This is a genomic window from Streptomyces sp. NBC_00539, assembly GCF_036346105.1.
GTDB lineage: Bacteria > Actinomycetota > Actinomycetes > Streptomycetales > Streptomycetaceae > Streptomyces.
Genome location: NZ_CP107812.1, coordinates 143,872 through 161,205 on the forward strand (window position 1 = coordinate 143,872; position 17,334 = coordinate 161,205).

5 protein-coding genes and 2 pseudogenes are annotated in these 17,334 nt (G+C 76.3%); 1 reads left to right on the forward strand and 6 read right to left on the reverse strand.

All coding sequences use genetic code 11. From position 1 onward, the window contains the following. Nucleotides 1–152 precede the first annotated feature (152 nt). Nucleotides 153–1,460 (forward strand): IS701 family transposase, encoded by a 1,308-nt coding sequence (locus OG861_RS34415; RefSeq protein ID WP_443056819.1) that lies wholly within the window; start codon nucleotides 153–155, stop codon nucleotides 1,458–1,460. Here OG861_RS34415 and OG861_RS32890 read toward each other — a convergent pair. The 6 genes and pseudogenes from OG861_RS32890 to OG861_RS32915 all read right to left on the reverse strand — a co-directional run. Next, nucleotides 1,450–3,273 (reverse strand): annotated as a pseudogene (locus OG861_RS32890) (GAF domain-containing protein); the annotation flags it as partial. The gene OG861_RS34415 and the pseudogene OG861_RS32890 sit on opposite strands and share 11 nt — an antisense overlap. A 468-nt stretch (nucleotides 3,274–3,741) precedes the next feature. Then, nucleotides 3,742–4,488, reverse strand: a complete 747-nt coding sequence (locus OG861_RS32895; RefSeq protein WP_329203132.1) for a class I SAM-dependent methyltransferase — start codon at nucleotides 4,486–4,488, stop codon at nucleotides 3,742–3,744. Beyond that, a complete protein-coding gene (locus tag OG861_RS32900; RefSeq protein WP_329203130.1) occupies nucleotides 4,485–5,786 on the reverse strand; it encodes an activator-dependent family glycosyltransferase in 1,302 nt (433 codons plus the stop codon). Before OG861_RS32900 ends, OG861_RS32895 begins: the two co-directional genes overlap by 4 nt. A gap of 54 nt (nucleotides 5,787–5,840) precedes the next feature. Beyond that, entirely contained in the window at nucleotides 5,841–7,052 is a 1,212-nt protein-coding gene (locus OG861_RS32905) for a cytochrome P450 family protein (protein WP_329203128.1), read from the reverse strand. 11 nt (nucleotides 7,053–7,063) lie between these two features. Beyond that, nucleotides 7,064–12,472, reverse strand: a pseudogene (locus tag OG861_RS32910) (type I polyketide synthase); the annotation flags it as partial. Nucleotides 12,473–12,557: 85 nt separating this feature from the next. Next, complete coding sequence (locus OG861_RS32915) at nucleotides 12,558–17,327, reverse strand: type I polyketide synthase (protein ID WP_329203125.1); 4,770 nt, start codon at nucleotides 17,325–17,327, stop codon at nucleotides 12,558–12,560. Between the last annotated feature and the right edge of the window lie 7 nt (nucleotides 17,328–17,334).

Sequence of the window (17,334 nt, forward strand, 5' to 3'; positions counted from 1 at the left end):
GCCCCGGGCCCGGCCGGGGCGGTGGCGGCCGGTGGGCGGGAAGTGTGTTTCCGGCCGACCTGGCCGGTGCCGGCCGGTGCGGGGACGGTGGAGGGGATCCAGTGAACCGCCCCCGGCCAGCGCGTTTCGGGGCGCCGACCCCGAGGAGCGTCATGAGGGCCATCCGCCCGGCGGAGGAAGCCGAAGCCCTGCCGCGTGATCCTGCCGCCGAGGCCCGGGCGCTGCGCGCGTCCGTACTGGGTTCGCTGCGCCGCCGGGACCAGCGGCACAAGGGCGAGCTGTACGTGGACGGGCTGCTGACCGCGCCCGGCCGCAAGACGATGCGCAACCTGGCCGCGAGCACCGACGAGCGGGCCGCGGAGCAGAGCCTGCACCACTTCATCAGCTGCTCGACCTGGGACTGGTCGCCGCTGCGCGCCCGCCTGGCCTGCGCCCTGGACCGGCTGCTGGCGCCCCGGGCATGGGTGGTGCGGCCGCTGGTGATCCCGAAGACGGGCCGGCATTCGGTGGGCGTGGGCCGCAGGTTCGTGCCGCAGCTGGGGCAGGTCGTCAACAGCCAGCACGGGTACGGGCTGTGGCTGGCCTCGGGCGCGGCGGCGGTGCCGGTGAACTGGCGGCTGTCGCTGAGCGGCGACTGGCTCGACGACGCGGAGAGGCGTCAGCGGGCGGCGATACCCGACTCCGTGGACGAGGGTGCGGCGCGGGCGCCGGCCGTGGACATGGTCCTGGAGACGGCCGCGTGGGGTGCGTCGGCGGTGCCCGTGGTGGCCGACGCCCGGGAGGAGGCGCTGCCCGCGCAGGTGGAGGCCTTCTCGGGGGCCGGGCTGTCCTTCCTGCTGCGGATCGGCGGCGGTACGGGACTGCTCGCCCCGAACCTGTCGGCGGGACGGAGCCGGGTCGCGGCCGGGTCGGCGACCCTGCTCGCGGAGCTGGCCCGCTCCCAGCGGCGGCCCGTGGAGTGGTTCGACCCGGCCGGCCCCGGGCTGCCGCGGACGTCGATGGTGGCGCTGCTCCCGGTGCGGCTGCCGGGCGGGCCGGGGACGTCGGCGCCGCTCACGCTCGTCGGGGTGTGGTCGCCGGACAGCCGCGAGGTGTCGGAGCTGTGGCTGACGAACATGACGGGGGCGGGCCGCGGGACGCTGCTGGGGCTGGGCAGGCTGATCGGGCGCGCCGACGCCGACTTCCGCCGCACCGGGCTGGCCGTGGGCGCGCTGGACTTCGAGGGACGCTCGTACCACGGCTGGCACCGGCACGCCACGCTCGTGTCGCTGGCCCACGCCGAGCGGATGCTGGCCTCGGGCGCCCACCGGGGCGCCGCCGCGGTGACCGCGGTCCCTATGGTGACGGGGGGCCGGCGGGCTCGGGGTCGAGGGAGGTTCGGGCCCGTCGCAGTCGCAGGGCGAGCTGAAGTTCCAGTGCCCGGTCGGGGTGTTGCCAGTCCCGGCCGAGCAGCTGGGTGATGCGCTCCAGGCGGCGCGAGACCGTGTTGGGGTGTACGTAGAGCAGCTCGGCGGCGCGGGTGGGGCTGCCGGCGGCCATGAACCAGCCCTGCAGGGTCTCCACGAGGTTCCCGAACCGTTCCGCGTCGTGGTCGAGCAGCGGCCCCAGGGTCCGCTCGACGAAGCCCGTGACATCGTTTTCCTCGGCGAGCAGCATGCCGAGGAAGCCGAGTTCGGCGGCGGCGGCGGAGCGGCCGGCTCCGCCGAGGGCGGTGAGGGCCTCCAGGCAGCGCACGGCTTCCCGGTAGGCGGGATGGACGCCGTCGGCGCCCCGGGTGGGCCCGCAGGAACCGGCGGTGACCTGGGCGCCGGTCGCGCCGGCCAGTTCGGCGCGGACCTCGCGGGCGCGGGCGACGGCGTCCTCGCCGGGCAGCAGCAGGACGAGCCGGTCGCCCTGGACGGTCTTCATCCCGCGGTGGCGGCGTGCGTAGGCGGTGGCCCAGCTCTCGACGAGTTCGGCGGCCCCGGTACGGGCGTGGGCGACGACGACCACGTACGGGCGGTGCAGTTCGGCGGCGAACCGGCCGGCCCGTTCCACGACGCGGTCCGGGGGGCCGTCCCAGGTGGTCAGGTCGGCCAGCAGTTCGTCGCGCACCTGCCCTTCGACGGCGGTGGAGCGCTGCATGACCAGGAGCAGGCAGACCGTGCGGGCGTAGGCCAGCAGGATCTGTTCGCCGGGCGCGGCGGTGGCGTCCTCGGGGTGGAACAGGAGGCAGCCGACGTCTTCGGAGCGCACGGACAGCGGCAGCACCCAGGTGCCGTTGGACAGGGGGCAGGCGATGCCGGTGGCGGCGGCGTCGAGGCGTACCCGGGCCAGTTCCCCGGGGTCGGGGCGGGGCGTGCGGCCGCGTTCGGCGAGACGCTCGCCGCCCTGCCCCTGTACGGCGAGGCTGCCGCCGAGCTCGGTGGCGGCGCGGGCGAGGAGTTCGTCCAGGCCGGCGCCGTCCAGGACGAGCCGGACCAGCTCGTCCTGGACGGTGTTGGCGCGCAGGGCGTCACTGAGCGAGGCGCGCACGCGGGCCCCCGACTCCTCCAGTTCGGTGTTGGCGGTGTGGACGTCCTCCAGGTGCCGGGCAGTCCCGATGGCGACGGCGGCGAGGTCCGCGAGCGAGCACATCAGCGCGACCTCCTCGGGCGTGAAGTGCCGGATCCCGCGGGCGGCCACGTACAGGTGTCCCAGGTGGCGGTCGTCGGCGCGCAGCGGCACGCCGAGCACGGCGTGCAGGGACTCCGCTTGCAGGACCTCGTCGAGCGCGGCGGCCGGGGTGGGCGGGTCGTCGCCGAGGTGGTCGGCGGTCCAGAAGGGGGCGGGCTGTTCCCCGGGGGCCCCGGCGGGCAGGGCGGCGCCGCGCACGCGGTAGCCGACGGTGAGGGCGCTGACCGCGCCGTCGGCGGTGCTGACGACGGCGTCGCCGGTGTCCTCGTCCAGCAGGACGGTGCAGGCGAGGTCCGTGTTCATCATGAGCCGGGCGCGGCGGGTGATCAGGCGCAGGGTCGCGTCGAGGCCGCCGGGCCGGGTGAGGTCGCGGGCGGCGTCCACGAGGGAGGCCAGGTCGGCCTCGCGGCGGCTGCGGCGTTCGAAGAGCCCGCTGACTTCCAGGGCCAGGCTCCTGGCGCGCTCCAGCCGTTCGGCCCGGGGGGTGTCGCCGGATCTGCGGGCCCGGGCGACGAGTTCGTCGTAGGAGCGGGCGGGTGCCTCGCTCGCGAGGAGTTCCAGGACGCGCAGTACGTCCTCTTCTGTGTGGCTCAGGAGGGTCGCCGACTCCCCCGTCATCGCTGCCCCCAACGGTCAAATAGGACGGAACCTCAGATGCCGGGAACGTAACTTCCGTCTTGAACGAGCGTCAACCGGACCGGGGGGCGTCCCGGCGGGGTGGGCAAGGGGTGGTGGCCCGGTCACCACGGGCGGGGCGGGCCGGGGGGCCGGGCAGTGGCCGCACCACCTTGGACCGGACCTGTCCCGGGTTCCGGGCGGGCCGGTGTGGCTGCCGGGGCGCCGGTGCGGGACCGCGCCCCACGGGGCACCGGCTCCCGTGGGACGCTCGCGGCGGCCCGGATCCTCCGGCGGGACCCGAGCGGTCCTCGACCGGGGCCCGGGCGTTCGTGGCCCGGGTTCCCGCCGGATCGCGACCCGGGACGCCGGGCCGCCCCGGCCGGCCGCGGGCCGCGCAGGGCGGGCGCGGGCCGCGCAGGGCAGGGCGGGCCGTGTACGGGGCAAGCCGTGGCGGGGGCGCGGGCCTTGTCAGGTGCGCAGGCCGACGAAGAGGCCCCGGCCGGACGGGCCGCCCTCCTGGAACTCCACGGCCAGACCGGCCCGCTCGAAGGCCCGCTCGTAGGCGGTGCGCTCGAAGAGGGTGATCAGGTGGCTTTCGGACAGGTGCGTGATGTCCCGGCCCGGCTCGGCGACGAGGTAGTGGACGTCGATGTGCGTGGCGTCGCCCTCCAGCCGGGAGTGCGAGACCCGGGAGATGGTCTTGCCCTCCGCCTCGACGATGGACGCGCCCACGAATCCGGGGGTGAAGGTCTGCGGGAACCACCACGGTTCGACCACGACGACCCCGCCGGCGGGGTCGAGGTGCGCGGCGAAGCGGGCGAGCGCCGCGTCGAGTTCGTCCTCGTCGCGCATGTGGCCGATGGAGCTGAACATGCAGGTGACGGCGGAGTACGTGCGGTCCAGCGCGAAGTCGCGCATGTCGCCGCCGTGGACGGTCGCGGCCGGGTTGCGGCGCTGTGCGATCTCCCGCATGTCGGGCGAGAGTTCCAGGCCTTCGACGGTGTCGAAGGCGGCGCTCAGGTGCTCCAGGTGGAGGCCGGTGCCGCAGGCCACGTCGAGGAGGCTGCGGGCGCCGGGCACCTTGGCGGTGACCAGGGCCGCGAGGTCGGCGGCCTCGCGGGCGTAGTCCTTGCCCTTGCCCTGGTGGACGAGGTCGTAGAGACGGGCGATGCCGCCCGTGTAGCCCTGGTCCGGGCGCAGGTCGGTGGTGGTCACTTCGGGTCTCCTTGGCTGGGGTGGGGGGTGTGGCCGTGGCGCGCCGCCAGGCGTTCCAGGGCGGGGACGAGGACTGCGGGGGACGGGGCGGCGAGCGTCTCCTCGCGCAGGCGGCGGGCTCCCTCGGCGAGCGAGGGGTCGGTGAGGGCGCGTACGACCGCCTCCCGCAGCGAGGCCGCGTCCAGCTTCTCGGGCGGCAGGTCGATGCCGGCGCCCTGCTCGGCGTGGAGTTCGGCCTTGAGCGGGGCGTCCCACAGCGAGCCGACGATGATCTGCGGCACGCCGTGCAGGGTCGCGGTGTAGCCGGTGCCCGCGCCGCCGTGGTGGACGATCGCGTCGCAGGTCGGCAGGAGCACGTCCATGGGCACGAAGTCGACGGCCCGGATGTTGGCGGGCAGGCCCTCGCGGTCCCGCAGCTGGCTCGCGTCGAGGGTGGCGACGATCTCGGCGTCCACGTCGCCCAGCGCGTGCAGCAGTTCCTCGAACGGGACGGCGTCGCGGCCGTACGTCTCGCGCGCGGAGACGCCGAGGGTGATGCACACGCGGCGCCGGGCGGGCGGCGCGTGCAGCCAGTCGGGGACCACGGAGGGGCCGTTGTACGGGACGAAACGCATCGGCAGCACTTCGCCCGGTACCGGCACGCGCAGGCTCGCGGGGGCCGGGTCGATGGTCGCGTGGCCGCCGATGACCTCCTCGATCGCGGCGGCGTCGGGGGTGACTCCGTGCCGCTCCAGGGTCCAGGTCAGCCATTCGGCCATCGGGTCCTCGCGCCGTTCCCCGGGCTGGAGGGCGAGCAGTTCGAGGAACTGGCGCCGGGCGGAGAGGATGACGTCGGGGCCCCACAGGAGCCGGGCGTGGGCGGCGCCGACGACGTGCGCGGCGATGGGTCCGGCGTAGGTGAACGGCTCCCACAGCACCAGGTCGGGCCGCCAGGCGCGGGCGAAGGCCACCAGGTCGTCGATGGTCGTGTCGCCGTTGAGCGGCGCGAACGACATGGCCGTCATCATGGTCTGCCGCCCAAGGGCGTGTTCCCAGCCGAGCGGGCCGCGGCGGGTCTGCGCGAAGTCCAGACCCTGCTGGTAGGGGGTGGGGTCGCCGCCGATCCGGGTCATCAGCTCGACGATGGAGTCCAGATCGCCGACGGGTACGGCGGTCAGCCCGGAGCCGTTGATCACCTCGGTGAGCGCGGGCTGGCTGGCGACCCGGACCTCGTGGCCCGCGGCGCGCAGCGCCCAGGCGAGCGGCACCAGGTTGTAGTAGTGGGTGTTGTGCGCGAAGCACGTGATCAGGACGCGCATGACGTCGTCTCCCCCTCGGGGCCCTCGTGACGGTGGGCGGGCGGTCGGGCCGGTTCAGCCGGCCGTGGCGACCGGGAAGCGGGCGGGGGCCCGCAGCACCGGTGAGCGCGGGCGGGTCACCGGCTCTCCGGCGGTGCGCAGGTCCGGCAGGGTCTCGGCGAGGACGCGCAGCGCGGCGCGGGCGTTCGCCGCGACGAGGTGGGCGGACAGCCCGAAGTGCAGGTCGCCGGGCAGGCCGAGGGGCCCGGCGTCCTCGGGTGCCCGCGGGTCGCGGTCCGCGGCGGCGACGAGGACGGTCACCCGCGCCCCGGCCGGGAGCGGGGTGCCGGCGAGGGTGACGCCGGTGCGGGCCACGCGGGTCTCCAGCCGTACGGGCGGCGCGTCGCGCAGCGTGCGTGCGACGGCCGCCCGGGCCGCTGCGGGACCGGCCGCGAGCCGCTGCCAGGCGCCCGGCTCCCCGAGCAGTGCGCGGACGGCGTTGACGATGAGGACCGCGGTGGCCTCGGCGGCGCTGACGGCCACCACCAGACGGGCCCGCACCGCATCGGTGCCGGCCCCGTCGAAGGCGCGCGCGAGCAGGGCGCCCATCGCCTGCTCGGCGGCTTCGGCGGCCCGCGCGGTGGCGTGGGTCTGGGGGCAGAGCAGGCCGTCCAGGGCGTGGCGGCAGCCGGGCAGGAGGCGGGCGAACTCCGCGTGCGCGTGGTCGGGCAGGCCGAGCTGTCCGGCGAGCACGGGGCCCATGAGGGGGCGGGCGAAGTCCTCGGCGAGGTCGAAGCGCGGGCCGAGCCCGGCCAGGAGCGTACGGGCGTGCGCCGCGGCCTGCTCCTCGGCGCACGCCTCGTCCGGGACGTGCAGCAGCGGGCCGCCGAAGGCGGTGAGCGCGGCCAGCCGGGCGGCGGCCGCCCGGTCGAGGGCCAAGGCGGTGCTGCGGTACGGGAGCAGGTCGCCGGCCGGGTCGTCGCCGTCGGCCGGGGCCCCGTCGAAGGCGGGACCCTCCAGGACCTGCCGGGCGACGGCGTGGTCGGCCGTCACCCAGGTGTCGAGCAGCTCGCTGTGGTACAGCGGGCCGAGGGCCCGGACCCGCTCTTCGAAGGCCTCCGGACCGTCGGTCCCGGCGCGCAGGACCAGCCCGTACGGGTCTCCCGCGATCCCGGCGAACCACTGTGCGGCCCGGGTGAGTTGGGCGCCGCGGGCCCGGCGGGCGGTGTCCCGGGCGGATGCGGCGGCCACCTGCGGGGCGGGCGGGGCCGGAGTTCTTGAGGTCATGGGGCTCCTCGTCATCGGTCGCCGCCGGGCAGCGCGTCCAGCCAGGCGTCGACGGCGCGGGCGGTGGCCGGGGCGTGCTCGGTCATCATCGTGAAGTGGTTGCCGGGGACGTCCAGGGTGGTGTGGGCGAAGTCCCAGGCGGACCGCCAGTCCTGGTGCGGGTCGCTCCAGTCGGCCATGGGGTCGGTGGCGCGCAGGTGCAGGACCGGGGCGCGGGTGGGCTGCGGCGTCCAGCCGAGCAGGAGCCGGTGGTAGGCGCCCATGGCGGTCAGCCGGGTGTCGTCGAGCGGTACGGGCGTACGGTCCATCGCCCAGCGGAGCATGACGTCCCGCCAGACGCCCATGGCTCCCGGCTGGCTCGGGGTGTAGACGTCGGCGAGGACGAGGGCGGCGGGCCCGGGGCCGGTGCGCTCCAGGTGGCGGGCGAGCGCGTGGGCGGCATTGGCGCCGGCCGAGTGGCCGATCAGCGCGTACGGGCGGCCCGCGGCGAGCCGGGTGACGGTGGCGGCGTGCGCCGCGCACAAGGCTTCGAGGGAGTCGGGCAGCGGCTCCCCGGGCCGGTACCCGGGCTGGGGGAGGGCGAGGACGGGGCGCCGTCCGGCCAGGGCGGTGGCGAAGGCGGCGAACTCCATGGGGCCGGAGACGGCGGCGGTGCCGCTGACCGCGATGAGCAGCGGCCGGCCCGGGGCTTCGGCGTCGGGTGCGGGTGCGAGCGGGACGGGCGGGAGGGGGTGGGGGCGTTCGCGGGTGAAGACGGGGCGCAGGGCGGCGACGGCGGCGAGCGCGTCGACGGCCTCGGCCACCCTGCCGGTGGCGACGGCGTCGCGGTAGAGCGGGACGAGGGTGCCGGCTGCGGCTGCGTCCCGTTCGCCGCGTTCCGAGCCGAGGAGTCCGCCCAGGTGGGCGGCGAGCTTGGCCGGGGTGTCGTGCGTGAACAGCGCCTCGGCTTCCAGGTCGAGTCCGGTGGCGGAGTTCAGGGCGCGCCGGAAGTGGGTGACGGCCAGGGAGTCGAAGCCGAGCAGCAGGAACGGCGTGTCGGTCTCGACCTCGTCGGCGGTGTCGTGGCCGAGTACGGCGGCGGCCTCGGCGCGCACGAGGGCGAGGACCGCGCCGGGGCGCTCCGCCGGGGGCAGGGCGGCCAGGTCGCGGGCGGGGGCCGGGGCGGCGGTGGCGGCCGGCGCGGTGGCAGGGGTCCGGTCCTCGTCGGGGGTGGTCGGCGTGAGGTCCGCGATCAGGGGGCTGGGGCGGTAGGCGGTGAAGCCGTCCGCGAAGGGCCCCCAGTCGGTGTCGGTGACGGTCACGTTGGCCTCGCCCGCAGCGACGGCGCGCAGCAGCTCGGTCAGCGCGTCCTGCGGGTCCATCGGCCGTACGCCCCTGCGCCGCAGGTACGCGCCGCCTTCGCCGTCGCCCATCCCGCCGCCGCCCCACAGGCCCCAGGCGACGGAGGTCGCGGGCAGGCCGTCGGCGCGCCGGCGCAGGGCGAGCGCGTCGAGGTCGGCGTTGGCCGCGGCGTACGCGCACTGTCCGGCGCTGCCCCAGACGCCCGCGCCCGAGGAGTACAGGACGAACGCGTCCAGGGCGAGGGGCCGGGTCAGTTCGTCGAGGTGGCGGGCGCCGGCCACCTTGCCCGCGTAGACGTCCGCGAAGACCTCGGCGCCGGCTTCCGTGAGGGGGCTGACCTGCGGGACGCCCGCGGCGTGGAAGACTGCCGTCAGCGGGGCGTCGGCGGGGACCTGGGCCAGCAGGGCGGCGAGTGCGTCGCGGTCCGCGAGGTCGGCGGCCGCGAAGGTCACCTTGGCGCCCCGCGCGAGGAGTTCGGCCTCGAGTTCCGCGGCGCCCGGGGCCTGGCGGCCGCGCCGGCCGACCAGGAGCAGGTGCGCTGCGCCCTCGGCGGCGAGCCGGCGGGCCAGGTGCCCGCCGAGGGCGCCGGTGCCGCCGGTCACCAGGACGGTGCCGTGCGGACGGTACGGGGGCCGCCCGGCGCGGGGTGCGGGCGCGGCGGTGAGCCGACGGCCGTAGGCGCGTCCGGCGCGGACGGCCACCTGGTCCTCGGGGCCACCGAGCGCGCCGGCCAGCAGCCGCCAGGCATCGTCGTCGGCCGGGTCCGTCCCGGGCAGGTCGACCAGGCCGCCCCACAGGGCGGGGAGTTCGAGGGCCGCCACCCGGCCGAGGCCCCACAGCTGGGCGCCCGCGGCCCCGGGCCGTTCGCCGTCGGTCACGGCCACCGCGCCCCGCGTCGCGCACCACAGGCGCGCGGAGGGGGCCTTCTGCGCCATGGCCCGGGCGAGGTGCAGCGTGGCCCGGACCGCGGCCGGGACCAGCTCGGACCCGGTGTCCTCGGCGGTGCCCAGCAGGGACAGGACGCCCGCCGGGGCGTCGCCGGACGCGTCGAACAGGGCGGCGGCGGTGGCCCGGTCGGCCGCCGCGGCGTCCAGGGACAGCCGGTGGACGGTCGCGCCGCGCGCGGTCAGGGCCCGCTCGGCGGCCTCGGCGAGCGGAGCGGCGGCTCCGGCGGCTCCGGCGGGCTCCACGACCAGCCAGGTCCCGTCGAGACGGACGGCCGGGCCCGGCGGGGTGGACAGGGGCCGCCAGGTGACCTCGTAGCGGCGGGCGCCGGAACGGGCGCCGCCGCGTTCGGCGGGGGCGATCCAGTACCGGCGGTGCTGCCAGGCGTACACCGGCAGCGGGGCCGGGCGGGCGCCGGTTCCCTCGAAGAGGCGGGCGCGGTCGAGGGCGGCGCCCCGGGCGGAGGTGGCGGCCACGGCGCGCAGCAGCGTCTCGCCCTCGGGGCGGCCGCGCCGCAGTACGGGCACCAGCAGGGGCGCCTCGTCGGCGGGGGCCGCGCCGGGGGCGTCCGGCGCGGCGAGGACGTCCTCGGCCATGGCGCACAGCACGCCGTCGGGCCCGAGTTCGACGAAGGTGGCGGCGCCCATGCCGCGGGCGGTGCGCACCCCGTCGGCGAAGCGGACGGCCGAACGGATGTGCCGGGCCCAGTAGTCGCCGGTGCGCAGGTCCTGTCCGGCGGCGCGGCGGCCGGTGACGTTGGAGATGACGGGGATCCGGGCGACCTGGTAGTCCAGTCGGTCCGCGACCTCGCGGAACTCGGCCAGTACGGGGTCCATGAGCGGCGAGTGGAAGGCGTGGCTGACGGTGAGCCGCTTGGTCTTCGTCCCCCGCTCCTCCAGGCGGGCCCGGACGGCCTCCACGGCCTGTTCGGTGCCCGAGACGACCACCGACCGGGGGCCGTTGACGGCGGCGACGTCCACCGCGCCGGGGTGTGCGGCCAGCAGCTCCCGTACCTCTTCCTCGGCGGCGCGGACGGAGAGCATGGCGCCGCCCGGCGGCAGCGCGTCCATCAGCCGGCCGCGGGCGAGGACGAGGGTGCAGGCGTCGTCGAGCCCGAGTACGCCGGCCACGTGTGCGGCGGCGATCTCGCCGACGGAGTGCCCGAGGAGGACGTCGGGCCGCATGCCCCAGTGCTCCAGCAGCCGGAACAGGGCCACCTCCGCCGCGAACAGGGCGGCCTGCGCGTACCGGGTGCGGTGCAGGAGCTCCGCGTCGGGAGTGCCGGGCGGGGCGTCGAGCACGGCGGCCAGCGGGCGTTCGAGGTGGGCGTCCAGGCGCTCGGCGACGGCATCCCACGCCTTGGCGAACACCGGTTGCGCGCCGTGCAGTTCGCGGGTCATGCCGGGGCGCTGGCTGCCCTGCCCGGTGAAGAGGAAGGCGGTCTTCGCCTCGCGCCGGCGCACCCCGTGGACGACGGCCGGGGAGGGGGTGCCGTCGGCGAGGGCGTCCAGGCCGCGGGCGAGGTCGGCGTGGGAGGCGCCGAGGACGACGGCGCGGTGGTCGAAGGCGGTACGGGTGGCGGCGAGGGACAGGCCGGTGTCGAGGGGGCAGGGCCGGGCGTCGGCGAGGTGCTCGCGCAGCCGGGCCGCCTGGGCGCGCAGCGCGGGCCCGGTGCGGCCGGAGACGAACCACGGCACGAGGGGCAGCGCCACGCGCGGCGCCTCTTCCGGGGCGGGGCCCGGGGCGGGGGGTGCCTCCTCCAGGATGACGTGCGCGTTGGTGCCGCCCACGCCGAAGGCCGAGACGCCCGCCCGGCGGGTACGGGCGCCGGCCGGCCACGGGACGGGCTCGGTCAGCAGCCGGACGCCCCCCGCCGTCCAGTCGACGTGCGGGGTGGGCTCCTCGGCGTGCAGGGTCCGGGGCAGCAGCCCGTGCCGCATGGCCTGGACGGTCTTGATGACGCCGCCCACCCCGGCGGCGGCCTGCGCGTGCCCGATGTTGGACTTGAGCGAGCCCAGCCGCAGCGGCGCGTCCCCGGGCCGGCCCTGTCCGTACACGGCGAGCAGGGCCTGCGCCTCGATGGGGTCGCCGAGGCGGGTGCCGGTGCCGTGGGCCTCCACGGCGTCCACGTCCTGGGGTTCGAGGCCCGCGTCGGCGAGGGCCTGGCGGATGACGCGCTGCTGGGAGGGGCCGTTGGGGGCGGTGAGGCCGTTGCTGGCGCCGTCCTGGTTGACGGCGGTGCCACGGATGACGGCGAGGACGGTGCGGCCGGCCGCGCGGGCGTCGGAGAGCCGCTCCAGGACGAGGACGCCGACGCCCTCCGCCCATCCCGTGCCGTCGGCATCGGCCGAGAAGGCCTTGCACCGGCCGTCGGGGGCCAGGCCCTTCTGCCGGGAGAACTCCACGAACGCGGCGGCGTCCGGCATGACCGCGACGCCCCCGGCCAGTGCCAGGCCGCATTCACCGCGCCGCAGCGCAGCCACCGCGAGGTGCAGGGCGACCAGCGAGGACGAACAGGCGGTCTCCACCGTCATGGAGGGGCCTTCGAGGCCCAGTGCGTACGAGATCCGGCCGGACAGCACGGCGTCCGCACTGCCCGTCAGGAGGTAGCCGTGCGACCCCTCCGGGACCCGGTCCGGGTCGCTCGCATAGGTGGCGTGGGCGGCGCCCACGTACACGCCCGTGCCGGTACCGGCCAGGGTCCGCGGATCCAGGCCGGTGCGCTCCAGCGCCTCCCACGAGGTCTCCAGCAGCAGCCGCTGCTGGGGGTCCATGACGACGGCCTCGCGGGGCGGGATCCCGAAGAACGCGGCGTCGAAGTCGGTGGCGCCGGAGAGGAACCCGCCCTGGTCGCAGTAAGTGGTGCCGGGCGATTCGGGGTCCGGGTCGTAGAGCCCCTCCAGGTCCCAGCCGCGGTCCTGCGGGAACGGCGCGACGGCGTCCCGCCCGGCGGCGACCAGGTCCCAGAGCCCTTCCGGCGAGTCCACCCCGCCGGGGTAGCGGCAGGCCATCCCGACGACGGCGATGGGCTCGTGCGCGGCCGCGGCCAGCTCCCGGTTGCGCCTGCGCAGGCGTTCGGTCTCCTTCAACGAGGTGCGCAGCGCCTCCATGAGCTTCTCGGAGGACATGGCCATCGGTGGGGTCCCTCTCTGGACGGGGGCGGCGGGGCGGCGGACGGGGGGGACGGGGGGGGGACGGGGGGGACGGGGGGCTCGTGCGTCAGGCGGCCGCGTCGCGCAGGGCCAGCTCGATGAGCGCGTCGCCGTCGAGGTCGTCGATGTGCGCGACCTCGTCGGCTGCGGTGGCGGCGTCGGAACCGGCCGTGCCGTCGGCCTCGGTGCCGGCCTTGATGCCGGCCCTCAGGTCATCGAACGCGCCGCCACCGGAGCGCTGCTGGAGCGCGGACGCTGGCGCGCCGTACGCCGGTTCGCCCCCCGGGGCGAGCGCGAGCAGGGCCGGGAGCAGGCCGGACTCGCGGAGCGCGGACAGCGGCAGGGCCGCCAGCGCTGTGCGGATCCGGATCTCCTCGGGGTCGCCCGCCACCTGCGGCGCGGGGCCTTCGGGGGTGAGGAGTGCGACCAGGTGGGCGGTGACGGCGGCGGCCGTCGGGTAGTCGAAAACGAGGGTCGGGGGCAGCTTGCGCCCGGTGGCGGCGCTGAGCCGTCCGGCGAACTCGCCCGCGGTGAGGGAACTGAACCCGATGTCCTTGAAGGCCCCTTCCGGGTCGACGTCCTCGGGCCCGGCGTGGCCGAGCACGGTCGCGACGGCGCGGCGCACCGCGTCGAGCACGATCTCGTACCCCTCGGCCGGTCCGGCGGCCGCGAGGCGGGCGGTCAGGCCGTCGTCCGCGGGACCGTCCGGCTCGTCGGCGCCCGTCGCCTCGCGCACGCCCGGCAGTTCGGCGATGAGGGGGCTGGGCCGGAAGGCGGTGAAGCCCTTGGCGAAGAGCGGCCAGTCCATGTCGGCGAGGGCCACGCACACGTCCTCGCGGTCGAGTGCCCGGCCGAGTGCCCGGACGGCGAGGACCGGGTCCATGGCGCGCAGGCCCCGGCTGCTGAGGAACTCCTCGCCGGCGCCTTCGCCCATGCCGCCCCCGCCCCACAGGCCCCAGGCCACGGAGGTCGCGGCGAGGCCCTGGGCGCGGCGCCGCTCGGCGAGCGCGTCGAGGGCGGCGTTGGCGGCGCCGTAGGCGCTCTGGCCGCCGCTGCCCCAGACGCCGGCGCCGGAGGAGTACAGCACGAACGCGTCGAGTACGAGCCCTCGCGCGCGGGTCAGCTCGTCCAGGTGGCGGGCGCCCGCGACCTTGCCCGCGTACACCTCGGCGAACGACTCGGCCCCGGTGTCCAGGAAGGCCGCGGAGTGCGGGACGCCGGCGGTGTGGAAGACGGCGGTCGGCGGGTGGGCCTCCAGGAGCGCATCGAGCGCGGTGCGGTCGGAGACGTCGCAGGCCGCGAGGGTGACCTCGGCGCCCAGGGCGCGCAGTTCGGCGGCCAGTTCGCCGGCTCCCGGCGCGTCGGGACCGCGCCGCCCGGTGAGGACCAGGTGGGCGGCGCCGGCTCCGGCGAGCCAGCGCGCGACGTGGGCGCCGAGCGCGCCGGTACCGCCGGTGACCAGGACGGTGCCGCGCGGCGCGTACGCCCGGCGGGCGGGGGCGGTACCCGCGGAGACGAGCCTGCGCCCGTACGTCCCGGAGGGGCGTACGGCCATCTGGTCCTCGGCGTCGGTACGGGCGAGGGCCGCGACGAGCCGGTCCCAGTCCCGGGGGCCGGGGTCCTCCGGCAGGTCCACGAGGCCGCCCCACAGACGGGGCTGCTCCAGCGCGATGCCCCGTCCCAGGCCCCACACCTGGGCGCCGGCGGACCGGGGCAGTTCGCCGGGCGCCACGGCGACCGCGCCCCGGGTGACGGCCCACAAACGGACGGCGGTTCCCGCATCGGCCGCCGCCTGGGCGAGCAGGGTGGTGCCGACGGCGGCGAGGGGCAGGTCGGCGTGGGCGGGGTGCGCGCGCTCGTCGGCGCCGAGGAGGGAGAGGATGCCGGTGGGGGCGTCGTCGCCGTGGGTGGTGAGGGCGGTGAGTTGCGCGGCCAGTGCGGTACGGGTGGCGGTGGCCGGGTCGACGGCCAGCCGCTCGGCGCGGGCACCGTGACGGGCCAGCGCCGCCTCCGCCGCCTCGACCAGCTCGGCGTCCAGACCGTGCGGGACGACGAGCAGCCACCGGCCGTCGAGCCGGGACGCCGAACCACCGGCCAGGCCCTTCCACGTGGCACGGTAACGCCACGCATCGACCCCATCGGCGGCAGAAGAAGCAGGCGCGTGGGCCGGGGCGGAAGGCTCCAGCCAGTAATGCGCACGCTGGAACGGATACGTCGGCAGATCCACCCGACGGGCACCCGTCCCCTCGAACACAGCCGCCCAGTCGACCTCCACACCACGCACGAACAGCTCGGCGACAGAAACGAGGAACCGCTCCAGGCCGCCCTCGTCACGGCGCAGCGAACCACCCGCCACGACATCGGCGGTCTCCTGGATCCCCATCGTCAGCACCGGGTGGGCACTCGACTCGATGAACGTCCCGAAACCCTTCGCCACCAACGAACGGATCGTTTCCTCAAAACGCACGGGGTTGCGCAGATTCCGGTACCAGTACCCGGCATCCAGCACCGGCTCGGACAGCAGTCCGCCCGTCACCGTCGAGTAGAACGGCACCTCGGGCCGCTGCGGCCGGACCGGCCCCAGAACCTCCAGCAACTCGGCTTCGATCCGCTCCACGTGCGCGGAGTGCGAGGCGTAGTCGACCGGTACCTGACGGGCCCGGATGTCCTCCGCCTGCGCAGCGGCCACGAACTCCACGATGGCATCCGCATCACCCGCCACGACCGTGCTGGAGGGACCGTTGACGGCCGCGATACCCAGCCGCCCCGCCCATCCCGCAAGCCGGGCCTCCACCTCAACCAGAGGCAGAGGAATCGACGCCATCCCGCCCAGCCCGGCCAGCTCCCGCCCGATCACCGCCGCACGGAGGGCCACCACCCGGGCCGCATCCTCCAACGACAACGCGCCGGAGACGGCGGCAGCGGCGATCTCGCCCTGCGAATGCCCCACCACCGCATCCGGGACGACACCCAGCGACCGCCACAGCGCGGCCAGGGACACCATCACCGCCCACGTCACCGGCTGGACCACATCCACCCGGTCCAGCGAACGGCCCTCCCGCACCACCTCGACCACATCGAAGTCCACGAACGGCGCCAACGCCTCCGCACACTCCCGCAACCGCGCCGCGAACACCGGCGAGGACTCCAGCAGCCCCGCACCCATCCCCACCCACTGCGTCCCCTGCCCGGGGAACACCAACACCCGACGCCCCGTAGAACCTGCGACGCCCTCCACGACCGTCGGTCCGACGGTGACCTCGCGGTGCTCGAACACGGCACGCGCGGAGGCCAGGGTGTAGCCGATGTCGAGCGGTCGCAGCGCGGGGTCGCGGTCCGGTAGGGCCGTCAGCCCGTCCTGCCGGGCGCGCAGTGCCGCCTTGGAGCGGGCGGTCACGACGCGCGGTACGACCGGCAGTTCGCGCACCGCCGTTTCCGCGACCGGTTCGGCGGCCGGGGCCTGCTCCAGGATCACGTGCGCGTTCGTCCCGCTCACCCCGAACGACGACACACCCGCCCGACGCGGACGCCCCACCTCCGGCCATGCCCGCTCCTCCGTCAGGAGGGAGACGGATCCGGAGTCCCAGAGGATCTGTGAGGACGGTGCGTCGATGTGCAGGGTCCGGGGCAGGGTCCCGTGTCGCAGCGCCATCACCATCTTGATGACGCCGGCGACCCCGGCGGCGGCCTGGGTGTGGCCGATGTTCGACTTGAGCGACCCGAGCCACAGCGGCCGTTCGGGGCCGTGTGCGCTGCCGTAGGTGTCCATGAGGGCGTGGACCTCGATCGGATCACCCAGTTTGGTGCCGGTGCCGTGTGCCTCGACGGCGTCGATGTCGGCGGCGGTGACCTGTGCGTCGGCGAGTGCCTGACGGATGACGCGCTGCTGTGCCGCGCTGCTGGGGGCGGTGAGGCCGTTGCTGGCGCCGTCCTGGTTCACCGCCGAGCCGCGCAGGACGGCGAGCACCTGGTGCCCCTTGCGCACGGCGTCGGAGAGGCGTTCCACGAGGACGATCCCGGCGCCTTCGCCGGGGCCGAAGCCGTCGGCGGCGTCGGCGAAGGCCTTGCACCGTCCGTCGGCGGACACGCCGCGCTGGCGGGAGAACTGCACGAAGACGGCGGGGGTGGACATGACGGTGACTCCGCCGGCCAGGGCGAGGTCGCATTCGCCGCGGCGCAGCGACTGGGCGGCCTGGTGGAGGGCGACGAGGGAGGAGGAGCAGGCCGTGTCGACGGTGACCGCCGGGCCTTCCAGGCCGAGGGTGTAGGCGATGCGGCCGGAGGTGAAGCTGACGACGCTGCCGGTGAGCAGGTCTCCTTCGAGCTGCGCGGACGGCTCGTGGACGTGGGCGGTGTAGCCGCCGTCCCAGGCGCCGACGAAGACGCCGGTTCGGCTGCCGTGCAGGGAGCGGGGGTCGATGCCGGCGCGTTCCAGGGCTTCCCAGGAGGTTTCCAGCAGCAGCCGCTGCTGGGGGTCCATCGCGACCGCCTCGCGGGGCGAGATGCCGAAGAAGGCGGGGTCGAAGGCTCCGGCGGCGTTCAGGAAGCCGCCTTCTCGGCAGTAGGTGCGGCCGGCCGCGTCGGGGTCGGGGTCGTAGAGGCCGTCCACGTCCCAGCCGCGGTCACCGGGGAAGGGGCCCACGGCGTCGGTGCCGGAGGACACGAGTTCCCAGAGGGCTTCCGGGGTGTCGACGCCGCCGGGGAACCGGCAGGCCATGCCGACGATCGCGAGGGGCTCGTGGGCGCGCGCCTGTAGTTCCTTGAGGCGTTCGCTGGTGCGGTGCAGTTCGGTCGTCGTCCGCTTGAGGTACTCGCGGAGCTTGTCTTCGTTCGCCATGTCTCGT

What these genes read in the sequence shown, in the direction of transcription:
- OG861_RS32915 (WP_329203125.1), bottom strand. Translation starts at nt 17,327, where the DNA reads ATGGCGAACGAAGACAAGCTCCGCGAGTACCTCAAGCGGACGACGACC.
- OG861_RS32905 (WP_329203128.1), bottom strand. Translation starts at nt 7,052, where the DNA reads ATGACCTCAAGAACTCCGGCCCCGCCCGCCCCGCAGGTGGCCGCCGCA.
- OG861_RS34415 (WP_443056819.1), top strand. Translation starts at nt 153, where the DNA reads ATGAGGGCCATCCGCCCGGCGGAGGAAGCCGAAGCCCTGCCGCGTGAT.
- OG861_RS32900 (WP_329203130.1), bottom strand. Translation starts at nt 5,786, where the DNA reads ATGCGCGTCCTGATCACGTGCTTCGCGCACAACACCCACTACTACAAC.